The following is a 19,326-nucleotide window of genomic DNA, read 5'->3' as shown; positions in this document are numbered from 1 at the left end:
CTTTTTCAACAAAATAGAACTATTCGGAGGAAAAGGAGAGGTTTGTGTGCAGGGACCTATAGCCATTTTTAGCGATAATGACAGGGCTATTGATTATCCCAATGTAATTTGTTTTTACCAATATATACAGTGCAAGGACACGGAGGCAGCTTCAGTCTACGAGAACGCATGTTGCTGCTTGATTGATTATAGGGAGCCGGGGCAGGCGGTGCGGAAAGCCAATCAGATCCGCAGCCAATTTCCGCAAATGCCATTGTTACTGGTGACGGATGTAACATTTCCGTTCAGTGATCAGCATATGGTGCAAATCACCGGAGTAGGCCGTTTGCGGCTGCTATTTTGGCAAGCCAATGACACCGAAGAAATGCTTTCGGAAATACAAAGCTTGCTCTATCCCGAGTATTCGACCAAAAGCCAACATATTGCATTTATCTTGTCTGTATATAACGAAGAGCAACGTTTTGTTCATGTCAAAACCTTTGCTGAACGACTGCAAGCCTTTATCCGTAGCCATATTATTGAAGGTTCGATTTATCTCATTGATGATGGTAGCCACGATGGCACCCATGCCTTGATTAAAGCGCTGGAGGCAGCAACGGACTTATCCGTAAACCGGATTAATCAGAATCTTAGTCCGCTGCTTCAAACAAGGGAATTGGGACGCAATACACGTAAGGCAGGGACGTATCTGGAAGGGATGCGGACCATTGGTGCGGATTACTACGTATTTGTGGACGCGGACGACTCCTTTTTTATTGAGGATATTGCCAGAATGATTAATGTTGTTCAGCAGGGCTATTATGATGTCGTGATCGGAACCAAGGATATGACCGCCGAGAATCGGTCTTTATTGCGATCTGTTGTCAGCTTTGGTAAGCGGGTCATTTCCCGTCCTTTTTTACCCACAGGTGTGGTGGATTCCCAGACTGGGCTTAAAGTGATGAGTTCGGTTGCAGTGAAACGGATGTTTCCGCATTTAAAGGAACAGCTCGGATTGGCGCTGGATCTAGAAATGATGTTTATTGCCAAGCGACTCCAGCTTCGTGTGCTGCAATTACCCGTCAAATGTATTGACCGCGATGGATCGCACATCCATGTCTGGAAGGATTCCATTCGTTTTTTGCGCTCTATCATTGATATTTGGCGACTGGATCGGCGGGTGAGATAACAACGTGAACAACCGATTGCGTTCGTTAATGTTTCCTCTCTTTAATGTGCTGCTTAACGGGTTTAATTTTTTCTTCCACATTACAGCGAGCTGGTATCTTACCGGACAAGCTTATGGTCAAGCGAATGCGTTGCTGGCCCTCTTTGCACTGTTGTCCGTTTTGGGCTTATCCATCCAGCTATTGACCGCCAAGCTGGTATCCAAGGGTGACAAGATGCTTGCGCTACGTAGCTTACCGCTCGGTTCTCTATTACTAAAAGCACCTTTGGTGCTAACTGTGCTTGCCATGATTATTTTACTCATGTTTCATCCGTTATTGCGCTCGCTTTTAGTCGTCGATTCCGCCCCGCTAATCATGCTGTATGGCTTGATCGGCCTACATATTTTGGTGAGTTCGTGCCGTGGAGATTTACAGGGTAGGGAACGCATGTTGGCGCTCAATGTGAACTATTACATTGAAGTATTGGGGAAGCTGAGCTTGTTTTTTGTTCTGGCTGCACTGGGGTTAAAGCTGGAAGCTCTACTGTTGGCGAGCTGTGGGGGAATGTTGCTGTCGCTGCTCCATGGCTGGATCGTTTCGGCTCGTGGCTTGTCCCTATTCACAACCAGTGGAGAACATATCCCTTCTGGGCTATGGAAATCATTGGGTCAGGATTTCACTGATAGCCTTATGACCAATTTATTTATTTTGTTTTGTATCTCTATCGACATGTTGTATGTACAGCATTACTTTCCCGAGCAGGCCAGCAGCTATGCCATTGCGCTGAAGTACAGCCAGTTGGTCTATTACGTTTCGTATAGCCTAATTGCTGCCTTTATTCCAAAGCTCGGTGCGCAGGGGCATGACCGCCAAGCTTTGGGCAAGTTGATTGCCGTCTATGCCGGATTAATGGCTGTAGCTGCGATCTGTGTATATGTGGGCACGACCTTTGTGTTCCCATCCTCTATACCCATATTATTCGGAGCCTCTTACCAATCAGCCGAGGCCTATATTCCATGGGGGGGATGGGTGTACTGGTTATTTTCCATCGTGCTGTTTTTTGTGCATGTGCACGTATTGGTGGGCAGACGCAAATTTATGTTCAGTCTGATGGCAGGAGCCGCGGCTTTATTAGTAGCCTTTCATATTGCCCACACAGAGCCGGTAGATTTCTTGCTTTCTGAGTTCATGGTTTACGGAGCTATGGCTCTCTACTTTGTGATAGACGCCTATGTGCATTTGTTCAAAATAAAGATAAAGGGGGATTTACCCCATGAATACCATACATGAACAGGACGGTAAAACCGTAGTTCTATTGCTGTCCTGGCGTGACATACGTTCACCTAAAAGCGGAGGAGCAGAAATTTTCACCCACGAAATGCTTAAACGCTCACAGCAAGGCCGCTTCCAGTTCATTCATTTTTCACCCCAATTCGAGGGGATGCCTGAGCATGAAATTATTGACGGTATTACGTACATTCGAAAAGGAAACATATACAGTGTTATTTATTATGCGATGCGCTATTACCGTCGTCATCGAAGGAAGATCGACTATGTGATTAACCAGGCGAATACGCATCAATTCTTTACCCGATTTTGGGTGGAGGCATCCAAGCGGATTTTTTTCATACATCAGCTAACAAGGGAAATATGGTTTGAGAACGCCAAATTCCCGCTAAATGTTATTGGGTTTCATATAGAACCCTTGATGCTTAAGCTGGCTCGTAAGGATCGGACGCTTACGGTATCTCCGTCTACTCGATATGATCTACTTAAGCTGGGCTTTCACCCGGATCGTGTTCATCTTTTACCGGAAGGCATTGAGTTTGATCATTGGCCGCGCGAACAATTTTTAACGAAGGAACCTAATCCGACCTTCATGTACGCTGGGCGCTTCGTCAAATATAAAGGCATTGATCTGGTCGTTGAGGCCTTTGGGCAGCTCAAGGAAAAGTTCCCTCAGGCTATGTTATGGATTGCCGGAAAAACCGATAAAACCTATGTGGCAGAACAATTGTTGCCGATTATGAAACGGTATGGATTAACATACGGAGAACCGGATGAACAGGGGCAATCGCAAGCCGATATTACCTTTTACGGATTTGTTTCAGCAGAGCATAAGCTGGAGCTGATGAGTCGTGCCCACGCGCTGGTGTTTCCTTCCTTGCGTGAAGGTTGGGGGTTGACAATTACCGAAGCGGCAGCGGTTGGAACGCCCAGCATTGTCAGCAATTCACCGGGTCTGGTGGATGCAACGGATTTTGGGAAGAGCGGGTATCTATGCTTTCACGGCGACATCCGGGGATTATCTGAACAAATGGAAAGAGCAGCGAAGGGCGGCGAAGATTACATGGCCATCCGTGAGCGGGCGTATGAATATGCGTTAAGATTCCATTTTGATCATACGGCTGCTGCGTTTGAGCAGTTGATGGAAGATTGGGTAGAGGAGGCGGAACAGAGTGGACAAAGTGGTCATTCTCTTCTCCACGTACAACAATGAACGGACGATAGAGCCTTGTTTGCGAAGCTGTATGGGGCAAAATTACAAGGATCTGCATATTGTAATTGCTGATGATGGCTCCAATGACCGGACCGTCGAGACGATTCGTATGCTGTCGGAAGGGAGCGCAGTACCCGTAACGGTATTGGAGCTTCCCCATGGGGAGCGGGGAGTCGCTAGGGTTAGAGCGGTTGAGGAAGCGAAACGCTTGGGTGCCGAATACATATTTGTATTGGATTCCGATATGATTTTAGCCGAACATCTGATTCAGCAGAGCATCGACTTTTTTGACGATCATCAGGATATTGGCGCTTTGGTCGTTCCGGAGGAGGCGTATTCGGAAGCGGACAATTTTTTTTCCAAAGTGAAAGTTTTTGAGCGAAATGTGATTAATAACGCGGGTGAGACCTTGGGAAAACGCTCCATTGAAGCGGCACGCTTCTGGCGAATGAGCGCTTATGAATCGACGGGCGGGTTTAATGCGGAGCAGATTGCTTTTGAAGAAATACAGCCGACCTTACGTTATATAGAGTCTGGTGGAGTCATTCGCCGGGCGGTATTTACACGGGTATATCATGATGAAAAACAGGTCTATCTGCACGATGTATTACGTAAAAAAGCCTACTACTTTTCAGTGATGGATCGTACGATGTCATCTGAAGAGGGCGGATTACGAAAGGCACTGGAACGTTGGTATTTCTTCCGTCCGGTGCTGTATACGTGGGGGAATTTGAAAAACTATATCCGTCACCCGTTGCTGACGATGGGGATGTTGTGGATGTATGTATGCCTAACTGTGATTGGGGTAGCCGCCGTGTTAAAGGGCGGCACCCGTCACTCAGGCGATCTCGCTAAGGCGGATAAGGCGTAACGATGAATGTCCGAGGGTCAGCGTATCCAGCGTGTACAGGTCGGGATCGGAAGATTCCGACTCCTCATACGGTATGTATAATGAATGCGTGGTTAACTGAATACCTTCCCCGTCAGGATGACGTAGTGAGCGGCCAACAGGATACAGCTCAGCAAGTGCAATGTGTACAGCGGTTACGATATCTTGTTCATTCAGCAGAACATAGGGTCGGTACGGAGCATTCAAAATGCTGTCTATAAATACTGACAGGTCGGAAGCTACGTTCTGGTCTGCTGCATGCAGGCTGTTTCGATTGAGTTTGGCTTGATCAAGCGCCTCATACAGTATTTTTTTTAGCGTATCATCATCCAGCTCCAGCGGTTTCGTCAAAAAACGGAACACACCGACTTGATTAATCGCCGATAAAATGGACTGCGTATGCAGGTGACCAGACAAAATGATTCGTACGATATGTGGATAATCTTTCTTAATCATGCGAAGGAAGGTAATCCCATCCAGACCAGGCATGAGCAGATCGGAAACGACCACATCAATCGGGTGCTGTTCCAGCACTTGTAGGGCTTCTTTGGGCGTGTGAGCGGTATGTAAGGTGAATGCTTCTTGCGTCAAGGTCCGTTCAAGCAGGGACAGAACCATAGGGCTGTCGTCAACAAATAGAATGTTTTGGGGTGTCATAAGAACTGCGCAACTCCAATCAGGAAGTAAGAAATGAGGAACTACATGTATAATATCAGCGTTTTGGCATTTTTGAAAGATGTCAATACAGAACGGGCGTTGCGTCTTTTTTGTGAACGATTTGATTCGGCTGAGCATGCCCTCTGGGAAAAAGGTATGCGTCTCCTTCATCAGTATCATGCTGCACGGCATACAGGGGTGACCCTGGTTGTCTCCAGCGCACTTCAGCATATGGACGATCGTCATGATATTTACGTTGTTGATCTGCGAGAATACGGCGAGGAAGAGTTGGATCGCTTATATATCGCAAAAACATGCGAGTTGATCCTACTGACGGACGGGGCAACGGAAACCGCTGCGAGGTTTGCTGCCCTCCAGCGCCGCACTCCCCGTTTGCTGTGCGCACGGCTACCGCTGGTCAGCTACGAGCTGGAATGCCTGATGCAGGCTATTTTGAGCCGTCGTGAACAAAATGGAGGGGACAGGGAAGCATGAAACAATGGGCTTTGTTGAAACCAGGTTGGCAAAAGCTGATCCTGTACCTGATCGTACTGGGTGTGACCGTGTTCTTGGCCGCTGTGCTTCAATGGTTTGTCGTGCGACAATTCAGTGTTCACTTGGCGGAGATTCAGAACGAACAGCTCCAGTATGAGGTACAGGAACTTTCTAGCAGCATTACCGAGCGTTATGCCGCATGGCAGGCTGAATTGAAGGAGCTGTCATCCAGTCTGGGCAGAGATATGCTGAATCAGGGAACACGCCAGTATCCTGAGGGGTTTAAGCGTGAAAGCGGGGCCTTTTATGTGCTAGATGAACAGTATCATGTGATGGTCGGACGAGATAATCGTGAGATGAAAAGTGCGGTCCAGCAGATTAAGTGGCTGCAAAATGGTTGTGCAGTAAGCTCTTTTGTGACAGAGGACCATCAGCCTGCCCAGTATATCGCATGCAGGATTCAAGGAGCGCAGATGGGCGGTTTTATGGTGCGCAAGGTTGACGCTGATATGCTCAGCGGAATTATTAAAAGTAAACCGGTTAACCAGTATGAGACTTTATTTTATAACGGTCAATTTAAGGTCGTAGCTTCCCGAAGTAATCCGGATATTAACCGAACGGACATCACGGGCGTCACTCGTAGGCTGCTGGAGGGCAATACAGGTGTCATTGAAGATGACGGTGAAAAATACGGGATAGGATTTAGCCGCATTGGGGAAGAAGCCCTTTACATATCGGTTAAGGATGTCAGCGAGGATACAGCACAGCGAATCAGCTCCTTCCGCAGACAGTTGTGGATGGTCATGGTTCTAATATTGTTCATTCTGTGGGCCATGCTCGTACAATTCCGCAAAAGGATTGTAAAGGATGCCATCGTGAACAACCAGGTGCGTGATCAACGGCGAGATGAAGATATGCGACAGCAGCAGGACACGTATTATTTGCCGTTAATGCAGACGATTGAGCAGCAACTGCAAGAGCTGCAAGAGCAGACTAGCCGTCTCACAGGCGGTGATGATTTGAAGCTGCTGGGATTTTATCATGATCTAGCAAACCGCTTTGAAGCGGCTTCCAGTCAGGGAAAAGGAGCCTCTCATGAGGAACTGGAGTATTTTCGCGAGTTGAATGAAAATTTTATCCAGGGTCGCCTCAGACAGGAATCCTCACTGGGAGAGTTACTGATGGGAGTTCGTAGCTTGCGCGATGAGCTGGAAGAGAAGATGCATGATAATAGTGGAATTAGCTTTACAGATATGAATGAAATATTGTCTGAGTCGCTGAAATGGGCGAACCGTTCATTGAACATGAAGAACATTCAAGTGATCTTGCGGCAAGAGCCTGTTCCATCGATTGCAGCACAAGCACCCATGCTGTACAAAACGATTCAGGGACTGCTGGAAAATGCAGTGCAGGCCATGGGACGCCAAGGCGGAGAACTGCCTGAGGATCAGGAACAGGACCGAACAGGTCTGCGGTTCAAGCGACAATCTCAAGTGCTTAAGGTTAGTTCACGGCTGGAAGAAGGAGAAATTGTTATTATCATTGAGGACACAGGCGGCGGGATTGATGATAAAATGCGTTGGAGCTATTTCCAGCCAGACTATTCCCAAAACTCGCAGGAGCATGCGTTCAGCCTGTACCATATGGATGCATACCTGAAGACCATAGGCGGCCGTTTAAAGCTGCGTAATACCGATCAGGGCTTGCAGGCAATCGTTCGTTTGAGAAGATAGGCCCAAGATAACCGACAGATATACGAGAAGTTCAAGAGAGGGGGACAAGCATGAAAAAATGGATATTTCGCTATCGTTACGATATGGCGGCAATGATGTTGATGCTGATTGCGATTGTTGCATATCTTGCACCCATCTATGGACCAGGGCAAATTGTGTTTAGCGACATTGCTTTTGGAGCCACCTCTCATCGGTATCTGGAGGAAATAACCGGGGTATGGAACGAGCGATGGTCTACCTCGACCTTGTTCAATGCTCCACGTATCCTGTACATCTTGCCCTTCTATGGACTGTCACTCTTATTTGACGAAAGCGGACCGGTCTTGCTCAAGTCGTTTATTACAGGCTTGTTATTTGTTTCGGCATTTTCGATGTATGCCTTTGCCAAGCGATTGGTTAGCGTGTATTATTCACCAAGCTTTACGAAGACCCGTATTTTTGCCATCATGGTCGGCTCGTTGTTTTATGCGCTGAATCCGTGGGTTATTTTCCGCATTCAGCATATTTATTTGCTCTGTGGATATAGTTTATTTCCGTTAATGCTGCGATTCTTTTTCAGTGCGGTGGACCCCAAGTTTCAAATTCAACAAATTAAAAACTATCATCCCCACAAGTTGTATCAGCGGAACTGGATCGACCTGTTTCTGTTGGCTGCGGTATTCACCGTTAGTGCTGCGGCAATTCACTATTTTTTCTTCGGCATGATTTATTTGGGCTTGTTCACCATGTTGCTATTGATCAAGCTGACCTGGACCCACCGTAAGGCTGGTCGCACCTATTTGCAGCCGTTATACGGCAATTTTTTGCGTAAAGGGATCATTTTTGGCATGTTTTTCGGTCTGCTCAGTTTTTATTGGTTGTCTCTATATGTCGGTAGCATGTTGATGGACGCTCAAGCGTCTCAGCATAATATCAATGTCGTGGATACGTTGTCTCTGTTCAGCCGCAACAGCAGTTTAAATAATGTGGGTTATTTACTGAGCTATTGGTGGCCCATGTTTTCCTTGTCCTCACTGCCTGTCATGTTTTATGTAGGAGGGGGATTTTTGTTGCTATTGATCGGGTATGCGATGGTGACACGTTCACATAAAAATCCGATCATTCTGATCTTCTCGCTACTTACGCTGCTGTTTCTGGTTGCAGCTACCGGGACGACGTTCCCATCGATTGCCAAGTGGTTTGTCATTCTGGTTACGAAAACCCCTGTGATTGGTTCGGTTTTCCGTGATCCTAACAAATTTATTGGACTGATTGCCCTTAACTTCGGGGTGTTGCTGACCTTTGGTGTCATTCAATTTATGGAATGGTTCGGATCCTCGCCGCTACAGCGTGTATATAAAAAGCTGGCGGTCGTTATCGTCGTCCTGTGCCTGGGGGTATATTTTGCTCCCTTGCGCACTCAGTTCATTGAGGGGTACTACAAGCCAGTACAAGTGCCAGAGGCTTATGGTCAAATGGCTGAAAAGCTGACTGATCCGGATCGTTTCGATAGCAAGGCATTATACTTTCCGATTGCTGACAATATGATTCAGAGCTATAACGGAGTAGCCACGCCCAAATGGAATAAAGGGAAGACCGCAAACGAAAAGGCAACGGGAGATTTTCAGGTATACTCTTCTCCTAAAAATACGATCTTTCATCATGAGGGCAATGATCCCGGTATTACATACTATATGAATTTTCTACAGTATGTCATGGACAACGGATTAAGCTCCCGATTAGGTTGGCTGTTCTCTACCTTTGGTGTCAACCAGTTGGTCTACCATGATGAATATGTGGGACAGGAGAAGCGTCAGGATTTCCACCTCTCTCAGCTGGAAGGTCAGACCGGGCTGAAACGTACGTACCAGAACGGGCTATTTTCCATATTCAATCTCGACCAGACACCGCCCTATATGAACATCCTTGCGAGTAAAATTGTAACACCTTACGGTTTTAGCCGACTGGAGAGCTACAGCCATCTGCCTGGTTTTGATTTTAGCCGCTTTGGAGTGCTGTTCAGTGCGTTAAAGCCTGAGCTAAAAACCATCCAGACGATTAACAAAGGGGATTATGTGGAAGCGGCGTCCTTTAATGACTTGCTATTGTCACAGCTTCCAGCAGAGGATTACTTACGGCCTTTTGATGCCATTGAGGATGGTAATGCCTTTTTAAAATGGTCCAAAACCTTTGCCTCGACCAACGATTGGTTATGGTATTTATCCTCCCAAAATATACGGAACTTTCCGTTCGATATGGAAATGGATGCAGGGATTGCGGTCACCTTTGCCAGTAAGAAGCTGGATGTGGCCCCGTATCAGATGAGCAGCATCGAAGGGAAGACGGTTGTGGACTTTGATTCCATGTTGCGGACCGAAACCTTCTTCAAGCCGGATAACCCGCAGTTGTTCAGTGTGCAGGCTAATCCCCGTGAGGAATTGAATGATGTGCCAACTCTGCACGGCGAAATTATGAAGGGTGACCCGAGTAATATATGGCAGGTCGCTCGATCGGGTTTGCTGGAAGCCAAGGAAAATAATCCGTATCAGTTCCAAATTACTGTTTCCGGTCGTGGGACAAACAAAATGCATGTGAAAATGAGATTTTATGATAAGCAAATGCGTGAACTGGGGGTTAGCTATGTCGTGGCGCCTTCGGAGGGATATAATTTTGACAGTGTGAAATTTTACGGGGAATACGTGTCGCCGCCCGGCAGCTATTGGATGCGAATGGATTTGTTAACCCTGCAGCGCCCACAGCAAAAAAATTACTGGTGGATTCATGATATCCAGCTACGTGATTTGGGGCAATACAGTAAGCCTAACACGTTTACGATGCACAAAAAACTGGATCAACCTCAAACCTCGCATGTATATGCCAGAGTGTTTATGAATAAGGCAGGCGGGAAATTACAAGTCACGCTACCGGACAAAGTGGTTAGTATCAAGACCCAGGATGATGGTTTAAACCAATTTCAATGGGTCGATCTGGGGGAACATGTTTTTCCAAAAGGAGATACTCCAGTCACGGTTAATAACCTGCAAGGTTTTAATGCGATCAATCAATTTGCGATTGTGCCTGTGGATCAGCTAGATCAGTTATCTTTTCCAGTGGAGCAGGCATTGAAGCGGGGCAAGCTCTTTTTCACCTTGGAGGCAGAGAACGATTTTAACGCCCAAGGGAATGTGCAGACGGAGCGTGCTTTACCAAGACTTAGTATGGGGCGGGGGATCAGCTATCAGAAGGGGACGTTAAGCAGGGATGTGGAAGTCGCCAAAACGGGAACCTATGCCACAGCTATTTTGGCTAATCTACCTGCAGGATACCATGGGTCATTAACGATGAAGTGGGTGAATGAAGAGACGGGAGAGGTGCTGACCAGAACGATTCGTACGGAAGAGTCGTATAAGCGGTTACCCGCTACCTCTTTATCTGAAAAGCAGGTTATTGAAACGGTGCCCGATCAGGATGGTTTTGCCAAGAAAATCATACAAATTCCCGGTCTGCTGAACGACTATGGCCGAGTCGAATTTAAAAATCTGTTCCTAACCAAGGGAAAGTATCGCTTAACCCTTGTCCTGGATAGTCAGGTGCCTTCATTGAGCCGTTTTGGAGATATTCATCGAATGGGCGGGCAGGAAGTGACGGTGATGCCGGGGGAGGATACGAAGGAATCATTGAGCACGACGGATGTCGGATGTGTAGCGGATATACGACCTGGCCAGACGAAGCTATCAATCATGGACGAAGGGCTCTCTATCCGTTACGCACCTAGCTATTCCTGTGACTGGAATATTTATGCGTCCAAGAAAATGAAGGCCGAGCCGCTGCAAGAGTATGCCGTGCAGTTGGATGCGCGATCCGAACAAGTTGGAAGTCGGCACATGAAGGTCATATTTTTGAATAAAGCGTCCCAGGTTCTTCAAACCTCCTATATTGATGAGGTGGAGGAGAGAGATAAGGAACAATGGAATCATTATGATCAAATTGTGAAGGCACCGGCAGGAACCGCCATGATGCAGTTTCAAATTTTAGCGCATGCGCACAAGAAGCAGTCAGGCTTATTTCAAATGAAGGAATATTCCATTATCCCTTATCAAGCCATGATTACAGTGGATCAATTTACGTTGTTTGAGGGAACGGATATGGATACCTTTTTTATGGCACCACATGCTTCGGAAAGCATTCAGGCTACTCGTGAGAATTCCATGGAACGTAGTTTTACGCTATATAATCCGACGCATCAGCAGGTGCTGATCCGGGAGACCGAATCACCCAATCCACTATGGGAGTTCAGGCTGGGTGGCGAAAATCAGCGAGCCCGTCTGTCTGTGAATGGAGTAACTACCGGATTCATTACCAATGGTAACGGGAACGGGAAAGTCGTCGTTATTCTGGCTTCCGCCTACCGTTTCGGATGGGGACTGTTCCTCATAGGGATACTGGGTGGAGCAGCTTGTTTTCTTCCTTATCGGCGATGGAAGAAGCGAAACCTTCCATAAAAAGCAAGCTGCTCAGTGGGGAAATGGGTAGCCATGATACGGCTACATCTCATATTTGTAGCCTCTGCCCCAGACGGTACGGATATGCTGAGGATTTTTAGGATCACGCTCAATTTTTTTGCGGAGGCTGGAGATATGTACATCGATAGTGCGATCCAGATAAGCGCCATCTCCGCCTTTGATCCGATCCATCAGCTCGCTGCGGGTAAAGACTTTCCCTGGATAGCAGGACATTTCTTTTATAATGGAAAATTCGATTTGAGTAACTTCAATTTCCTGATCATCAACTAGCAGGCTGTGACGATAATCATTTACCCACACTCTTACCTTTTTAAGCCTTTGCGTAACGGTTGGCGATTCAACAGGCATGTTGCGACCACAGCGGCGCAGCAGAGCTTTCATACGGGCGTTCAACTCTCTCAGACTGAAGGGCTTGCATAAAAAGTCATCCGCTCCATCATCCAAAGCCTGGATCCTTATGTTCAGCAGGGTGTTATTAGAGATGACCAGCATAGGTACCGTCGTGAATTGACGAATTTGGCCGACCAGCGTACATTCAACTCTACCGGAAAACATCAGAGCGGTCACAATAATATCAGGCTTAAAACGCATGAGTGTAGGAATTGCAAGTTTAGAGTCATTGATAAGTTCGGTATGATAACCTTCTTCTTGAAGATGAAGAGTAATCATATCTGCCAAACTTTTTTCCTCTTCAATGATGAGTATTTTTATGGACATGACTGACATCTCCTGTACAGACAAAGATACAATAGCATTGCATAATCATGTATTTGCCACGATAATACATACTTATGTATTCGGCAGAAATGCGAAAATCGAACAGTCCTATAATGAAAGAAAAATATTAATTTACAGGAAGAAGGTTGCATCTTTGCGAATGATTTTATTATCTGGAGGTTCGGGTAAACGTCTATGGCCCTTATCCAATGTGAACCGCCCCAAGCAGTTTCTTTCCATACTACGTCACGACGAACGGCCCGAAAGTATGCTGCAACGAATATGGAGACAATTAGATGAAGCGAATTTGGCAGATGAGGCCTATTTTTCAACGAGTGGAACTCAGGCCGAGCTGATTCGAGGACAAATTGGCGGAGATGCTGTAGTGATTGAGGAGCCGACTCAGCGAGATACTTTCCCGGCCATTTCCCTGGCTACGGCCTACTTGCATGACGTTGCAGGTGCATCACTCGAAGAGATCGTAGGGGTCATGCCTGTGGACGGGTATGCGGGAGATGAATTTTTTGAGCATCTGCGCAGGCTTCCTTCCATATTAGAGCAATCAGGAAGCCATATCGCATTAATGGGGGCTGCTCCGACGGAACCCTCTGATAAATACGGATATATTGTGCCTTCAGCCTCTCCTTCACTTGACCAGCCATATTATAGGGTTAGTTCATTTGTAGAAAAGCCGGATCTGATTCGTTCAGAAGCGTTGATCCGTGAAGGGGCCTTATGGAATTGCGGGGTGTTTGCTTTTAGACTGGGCTTTTTATTGGATATTCTGAAGCAAATGGGTATACCATCCGACTATGAATCTCTTTCGACAAATTATGCAGACTTGCCTAAAACTAGCTTCGATATTGCGGTAGTAGAGCATACTCATAAGCTCTCCGTGCTTCCATATCATGGAGAGTGGAGAGACTTGGGCACATGGGATTCGTTGGTGAGAGAAGTAAGTTCGAAGCTGAGTGGTCCAGGATATATTTCAGAAGCTTCACATGACTCGCATATCATCAACGAACTGGAGATTCCGGTTAGCATCTGGAATGTCCCGGGCATTATTGTCGTTGCCGGGCCGGATGGCGTGCTGGTTACGGATCGGCAGTCATCCACAGGAATTAAGGATATGGTGGCGGAAATTGAAATCGGACCACGTTTTGAGGAGCGCTTCTGGGGAAAGCAAACGGTGTTATCCCATCAAGCGGCAGCAAGTGGATTGCAGACAGTGACCAAACGCGTGGTCATTTCAAACGGGAGATTTATCAGCTATCATGAGCATCAGTTTCGTAAAGAAGTTTGGACTATAGTTTCTGGAACCGGGAGTGTCTCTATCAATGGCGTGATACAGACGGTCAGCCCCGGTGAGGTCATCGTCATTGAACCCGGTACAAAGCATTTTATAGGGGCAGTAGAAGGAGATTTAGAATTCATTGAGTCACAAATCGGACATATCGTATCCGAAACGGATATTATCCGATATGAATTTCCTGATTCGATTGACGACCATACTCTATGAAGTGTCTACAATATAGGGACTGATAGATACGAACGAGGTTTATCAGAAGGCAGTGAAGAGTAGTAGGAACTATTTTTTATTAGAGCTTAGATGCCTGTGCATTCCTAAAAAGGTATTCATGCGTTATACGAATGAATACCTTTTTTTGCATAAACAGTTCTCTGTGTTTGTAATGAATTGAATAGAAAAGAGACTTATAAAATAATAATTTTCTTGGAAGTCAGCCACTCTTTTACAGCGTCCGTACTGAGGTCTCTTTTGGGCGTCCATTCTATTTTATCAACCAGCTTGCCGTTCCTGAATTCTGCAATAGTGGGGGTGTATTTAACGTTGTAATCCTCTTTGAATTTATTCCATTGGAGCTTGTCCTTATGGATTTTGTGAACGTTCAAAAAAGTAATTTTAGAGCCTAGATTATACTGTTCGATCATCTTGTTAAAGTTAGGCTCAAACCGATTGCAGTCGCCACAACTCGGTCTGCCGATATAGACAAATACACTTTGATCCTGTTGAATCAAACGCTTAAAACCATCAACTGTAACCGCATTCAAGTGGTCATATATTTCGGGGTAATTGCTTTTGCTCGCTTGGATTTCTTTGTCTTTTTGTTGAACAACCTGCTCCAGATCCTGAAATTTAACTACAGCTGAAATAGCGATAGCAATGACAAGCAACACAATGACACTTAACCCGGCGATATATCCTTTTTTCACAGAGATCCTCCTTTTTTTACATTCTTACGCTTACAATAAATGATATTTCCATTTTTCACTGTAACACTTGTCTCATTATGTATAAAAAAGAAGCTTTCCATTGGGAAAGCTTCTTTAGTCAGCATTTTGCATAATTCGATTCCCAACGCTTGTAAGTACAGTATAGACGAACTAAAGCGTTTTCGATCTATATACTGCTGATTTGAAAATGCTCCTGGGATTTATGCAAAATGCCCTAGTCTGAAAATTAAATGTTAGACCACAACAGTCAACAAATAATCCTCACGCTTCACTTCAGTTTCCATTGTGTTCAATACGTCCAGGTATTGAGCGGAATTTGTTACGATAATCGGCGTAGTCGTTGTATAGCCTGCCGCCTTAATTTGTTCGATATCAAATTCGAGCAACAATTGCCCTTGCTTCACCACATCACCCTCTTTGACGCGCTTGTCAAAGAATTGTCCTTTCAGCTTCACTGTATTCACACCAACGTGAATCAGAATTTCTGCTCCGTCATTGGAAGTAATACCGATGGCATGTCCGGTTGGGAATACGGTCGTAATCGTTCCATTGACAGGAGATGTCAGCACACCCTCTGTAGGATCAATAAGGATTCCTTTCCCCATAGCACCTGAAGCAAAAGCAACATCAGAAGATTGTTCCAAAGGCAATACTTTACCTTGCAGTGGGCTTACGAGAATTTCTTTCTCGATTGTCACTTCTTTCTTTATAGGCGCAGCTTCTGTTTTTGCAGTTTCTTCTTTTGGATCATCAAAGCCCAAAATCATAACCAACACAACTGCGAGTACAAAGGCAACGAGCAAACCGATGACTACCCACAAGAACCCAGCTCCAAAATAAGTTGGCAGCGCCAGTAAACTAGGCAGGGAGAAGGATTTTGCAGTCGCTCCGCCAGAAGCGATAATAGCGCCCCCAATACCACCAGATATGCAAGCATAAATGAAAGGTTTTTTCAATTTCAAAGTTACACCATAAATCGTTGGTTCTGTAATCCCGAATACAGCCGCCAGTGTAGAGGAACCAGCCAAAGCCTTCATTTGAGTATTTCTAGATTTCAGGAATACCCCCAGTGTTGCACCGGCTTGAGAAAGTACGGCTGCTGTAAGCATTGGAAGCATCGTGTCATAACCCAATGTTTGAATATTGGACAGCATAATAGGAACGAAGCCCCAATGTACACCGAAAATAACAAACACTTGCCAGAATGCACCAGCAACGGCTCCGGCGATCAATGGGCTTAAATTGTATACCCATGTAAAACCGTTCGCCAAGCCTTGACTGATCAGGTTACCGACTGGACCAAAGGCCAAAAACGTCAACGGAACAACAACTAGCAGTGATAGCATAGGGACGATAATGTTTTTAACCGATTGATGAACAAAGGAATTAAACCAACGTTCCACATAGGACTGTACCCAGACCGCGAGAATAATTGGGATTACGCTGGAACTGTATTTTATCAGAATGATTGGAATCCCGAGAAAAGCCAGTTTTGCCGGATGGTCCACCGCTGCAATAACATCCGGGTACACGAGTGCTCCAGCAACTGCGACCGATACAAAGGCATTTGTCTTAAATTTACGGGACGAAGTAATAGCCAGGAATATAGGCAAGAAATAAAATACGCTGTCCGAAGCGGCGTTCAAAATGAGATACGTACCGCTTGTAGTATCAATCCAATGAAGCGACGCAATTAAGGCCATAATCCCTTTGAGCAAACCTGCTCCGGCAAGAGCACCCAAGAGAGGTGAGAAAATGCTGGAAATGATATCGACCGCTTTGCCAAGAACATTTGTTTTTTCGGAGGATTCTTCCTTTTTGGCATTAGGATTGTCTGCATCCTGCAAATTCGTTTCTGCCATCATATGCTCAAATACTTGACCTACATTGTTGCCGATGACCACTTGGAACTGGCCGCTGCTTTCCACCACTGTAATGACACCAGGTGTTGCTTCCAGTGCAGCTTTGTCTGCTTTTGTGCGATCTTTTAATTTAAATCTCAAGCGTGTAGCGCAATGGAATACGGAATTGACATTCTCTTCGCCGCCAACGAGAGTCACTATTTTTTTAGATAGTTCTTTATCACTCATATTTAGAACTCCTTATGGGTTATTCTTGCTACTGATAGGGTTTACTGTTTACATTTGTTGCTAAGATGCGCCGGCATGCATCTTTTTAACCTTGTAAACAAGAAAAACCTAAACTCGTGGTGAAAACTGCGCACTCTTCCTATAAGGGAACGTCGATTTCACCATCAGTTTAGGTTTTGCCTGCCTTACCAGTCACAATCCATGAACGATGAGGGGTATGAAGTTGTTAGTCTTATATGTTATTACGCTCAGTAACCCGATGAATATGGATAGTTAGATATACGTATTCATCCTTGCTTAAATATTGATCGTATGTTTTTTCCAGATACTCATTGATCTTTTGGGCACAAGCAAAAGCTTCGGTATACGTCTGCTTCACCTGGTTGTACAAAAATTCTTCACCACTGTGAATGACTTCTTTACGAATCACTCGCATCGCAAAATATTGCAAATGTGTCAAAAATCTCGAATAGCTAAAAGAAGACTCATCCAGCACAATCCCGTAATGGTACGTAATAATGTTCAATATATGTTGGACAATCTCGGTCATTTTCAGTGTAGATTTCATTTCGTTACCGTCAATCCGTGCATTCACCATATGCAATGCAATAAATCCCGCTTCATCTTCGCCCAATTTTACTCCGAGCGTATTTTCAATTTTTTGGAGAGCATCCAGTCCAACTGCAAATTCCTTTTTGTAAAAGCGTTTAATTTCATACAGCATCGCGTTTTGGAGTGCCAGTCCTTTTTCTTGCCGTTGTATGGCAAAATGAATATGGTCGGTCAACGTTAAATAAATATTATCGCTTAACTCCGTATCCAACACTTCTGTTGCATGGGTTACGATTTCATTCACGACCTCCAGATGAGATACAGGAATATCGTTCAGCAGCTCGGTTAGTTTGGCCGTGAACTCGTTTTCATTTAACATGAAAATCTTATCTATTTTATCATCATCGACTTGATCGCCAGCCACCTTTTTGAAGGAAATACCTCTTCCCATCACGATGACCTCTTTGCCTTTATCGTTTTTAGTCAATAGGACGTTGTTATTGAGCACCTTCTCAATAATCATTGAAGTTCCCCCTCCCATCCTTTACCAATAAAAAATGCCTAAGCACAATTCAATACTATTGTTAGCAATAGTACTCAATTGAACTCAGGCATTGCCCGCATCACCGGTCACAATCCTTCGATATAGTGCTATTGTAGCACAAAAAAAAGCGATTTCAACATTTTTTATTCTGTTTCGACAAAAAACATTTTATATCAAGGCCCTTTTGCCTAATTTGCAAGTAAAGCGTTACCTTATGTGGTCGTACGTTCAATGAGGCTGTACTCTAGCGAATGAAGCTCCATTTGGCGTCCAATCAGCTGGGGGGAAAGCATGAAAAAGGCATTTTGTGCTTGAGCCATGATGGGATTTTGAATCGTTGTAATCCCCAACGTATGCGACAGCTCCGTGTTATCAAACCCAACAATCGCCAGATCTCCCGGTACGTTCAGCCGTTGTCTGCGTGCTTCGCAGAGAATGCCCACGGCTACATAATCGTTAGCACATAAAATAGCCTCTGGGAATTCCCCCCGATGCTGTAACAAATCCCGTACGACCTGTTCGCCATCACGGATATTATAAATTGAAGAGTGATTCCAGTGTTGCAACACTGGCAGATTGTGCTCACTCATGATCTGTTCATAGGCTCGTTGTCTGCTATGGGTATTGATGCTGCTCGGACGGCCAAAAGCATTGGCTATACGAGTATAGCCTTTTTGTATCAAATGCTTTAGTGCTAGCATGTAACCTTCATATTGATCCATTGCCACGGAGCGAATATCGGTATGCTCCATTCGTTGCCAGGCCACGATTGGGCCATATTTACAATAGGTACTCAAAAAATCAGTGTCATTCACGCAGGAAATGATGACCAGCGCGTCGACTCTTTTTCTTTTTAAATCTTCAAAAGCTTGAAGCTCTTTCTTTTTGTCTTCTCCCGAAGTATAAATAATGGTCTGGAATTCATATTGTCCGGCGATTTCTACAAAGCTGTCCAGAAAAGCAAGAACAATTTCATTAATCGTTGAAGTGATGATACCAATCTGAAGCGTCTGACCCTTGGATAGGGAAATGGCATTCCGATTAGGAACATAATCTAATTCCTGCATGATTTTCAAAATCTTAGCTCTTGTTTCATGACTGACATGGGGGGACTGATTTAATACTCTGGATACCGTAGCCTTAGAAAAGCCCGCCAGTTTTGCAATTTGATCAAGATTCGACATGGAGCTTCTCCTCACATAAGAAAAAATACTTGACATGAAACGCGTTACAACGATTAGGATGC

At 45.2% G+C, this 19,326-nt stretch carries 14 protein-coding genes; 8 read left to right on the top strand and 6 right to left on the bottom strand.

Annotated features, from left to right (window positions below):
- Window positions 1–46 precede the first annotated feature (46 nt).
- Genes MKY35_RS20265 through MKY35_RS20250 form a run of 4 tightly spaced genes read left to right on the top strand, consistent with a single transcriptional unit; the run spans window position 47 to window position 4,519 of the window.
- Window positions 47–1,168, top strand: coding sequence for a glycosyltransferase (locus tag MKY35_RS20265; protein WP_342444668.1), 1,122 nt, complete (start codon window positions 47–49; stop codon window positions 1,166–1,168).
- Window positions 1,169–1,172: 4 nt separating this feature from the next.
- Window positions 1,173–2,438, top strand: a complete 1,266-nt coding sequence (locus MKY35_RS20260) for a transporter (RefSeq protein ID WP_342444667.1) — start codon at window positions 1,173–1,175, stop codon at window positions 2,436–2,438.
- A complete protein-coding gene (locus MKY35_RS20255; protein WP_342444666.1) occupies window positions 2,422–3,648 on the top strand; it encodes a glycosyltransferase family 4 protein in 1,227 nt (408 codons plus the stop codon). Before MKY35_RS20260 ends, MKY35_RS20255 begins: the two co-directional genes overlap by 17 nt.
- Window positions 3,608–4,519, top strand: coding sequence for a glycosyltransferase family 2 protein (locus tag MKY35_RS20250; protein ID WP_342444665.1), 912 nt, complete (start codon window positions 3,608–3,610; stop codon window positions 4,517–4,519). Before MKY35_RS20255 ends, MKY35_RS20250 begins: the two co-directional genes overlap by 41 nt.
- On the opposite strand, the gene MKY35_RS20245 is transcribed toward MKY35_RS20250, so the two are convergent.
- Entirely contained in the window at window positions 4,487–5,194 is a 708-nt protein-coding gene (locus MKY35_RS20245; RefSeq protein WP_069011050.1) for a response regulator, read from the bottom strand. The two genes, MKY35_RS20250 and MKY35_RS20245, sit on opposite strands and share 33 nt — an antisense overlap.
- Window positions 5,195–5,239: 45 nt before the next feature.
- Here MKY35_RS20245 and MKY35_RS20240 point away from each other — a divergent pair, with 45 nt between their 5' ends.
- The 3 genes from MKY35_RS20240 to MKY35_RS20230 are packed head-to-tail and all read left to right on the top strand — an operon-like array spanning window position 5,240 to window position 11,903.
- A complete protein-coding gene (locus tag MKY35_RS20240) occupies window positions 5,240–5,689 on the top strand; it encodes a hypothetical protein (protein ID WP_029518378.1) in 450 nt (149 codons plus the stop codon).
- Entirely contained in the window at window positions 5,686–7,422 is a 1,737-nt protein-coding gene (locus tag MKY35_RS20235; protein ID WP_342444664.1) for an ATP-binding protein, read from the top strand. Before MKY35_RS20240 ends, MKY35_RS20235 begins: the two co-directional genes overlap by 4 nt.
- A 50-nt stretch (window positions 7,423–7,472) precedes the next feature.
- Window positions 7,473–11,903, top strand: coding sequence for a hypothetical protein (locus tag MKY35_RS20230; RefSeq protein WP_342444663.1), 4,431 nt, complete (start codon window positions 7,473–7,475; stop codon window positions 11,901–11,903).
- Window positions 11,904–11,945: 42 nt separating this feature from the next.
- Here the strand turns inward: MKY35_RS20230 and MKY35_RS20225 are convergent, their stop codons facing one another.
- Complete coding sequence (locus MKY35_RS20225) at window positions 11,946–12,641, bottom strand: response regulator transcription factor (protein ID WP_342444662.1); 696 nt, start codon at window positions 12,639–12,641, stop codon at window positions 11,946–11,948.
- A gap of 160 nt (window positions 12,642–12,801) precedes the next feature.
- Between MKY35_RS20225 and MKY35_RS20220 the strand changes: the two genes are divergently transcribed.
- Window positions 12,802–14,160 carry a sugar phosphate nucleotidyltransferase gene (locus MKY35_RS20220; protein ID WP_342444661.1) on the top strand — a complete coding sequence of 453 codons (1,359 nt, stop codon included), beginning with the start codon at window positions 12,802–12,804 and terminating at the stop codon, window positions 14,158–14,160.
- A gap of 194 nt (window positions 14,161–14,354) precedes the next feature.
- Here the strand turns inward: MKY35_RS20220 and MKY35_RS20215 are convergent, their stop codons facing one another.
- The 4 genes from MKY35_RS20215 to MKY35_RS20200 form a co-directional block, all read right to left on the bottom strand.
- On the bottom strand, window positions 14,355–14,873 hold the full coding sequence (locus MKY35_RS20215; protein ID WP_342444660.1) for a thioredoxin family protein: 519 nt from the start codon (window positions 14,871–14,873) through the stop codon (window positions 14,355–14,357).
- A gap of 254 nt (window positions 14,874–15,127) precedes the next feature.
- Complete coding sequence (locus MKY35_RS20210) at window positions 15,128–16,984, bottom strand: beta-glucoside-specific PTS transporter subunit IIABC (RefSeq protein WP_029518386.1); 1,857 nt, start codon at window positions 16,982–16,984, stop codon at window positions 15,128–15,130.
- Window positions 16,985–17,216: 232 nt separating this feature from the next.
- Complete coding sequence (locus MKY35_RS20205) at window positions 17,217–18,059, bottom strand: PRD domain-containing protein (protein WP_023990001.1); 843 nt, start codon at window positions 18,057–18,059, stop codon at window positions 17,217–17,219.
- Window positions 18,060–18,292: 233 nt separating this feature from the next.
- Complete coding sequence (locus MKY35_RS20200) at window positions 18,293–19,264, bottom strand: LacI family DNA-binding transcriptional regulator (RefSeq protein WP_029518387.1); 972 nt, start codon at window positions 19,262–19,264, stop codon at window positions 18,293–18,295.
- Between the last annotated feature and the right edge of the window lie 62 nt (window positions 19,265–19,326).

Source organism: Paenibacillus sp. FSL L8-0638, assembly GCF_038593075.1.
GTDB lineage: Bacteria > Bacillota > Bacilli > Paenibacillales > Paenibacillaceae > Paenibacillus > Paenibacillus polymyxa_D.
The sequence above is the reverse complement of the archived record's forward strand: the minus strand, read 5'-3'. Positions and strand labels throughout refer to the sequence as shown.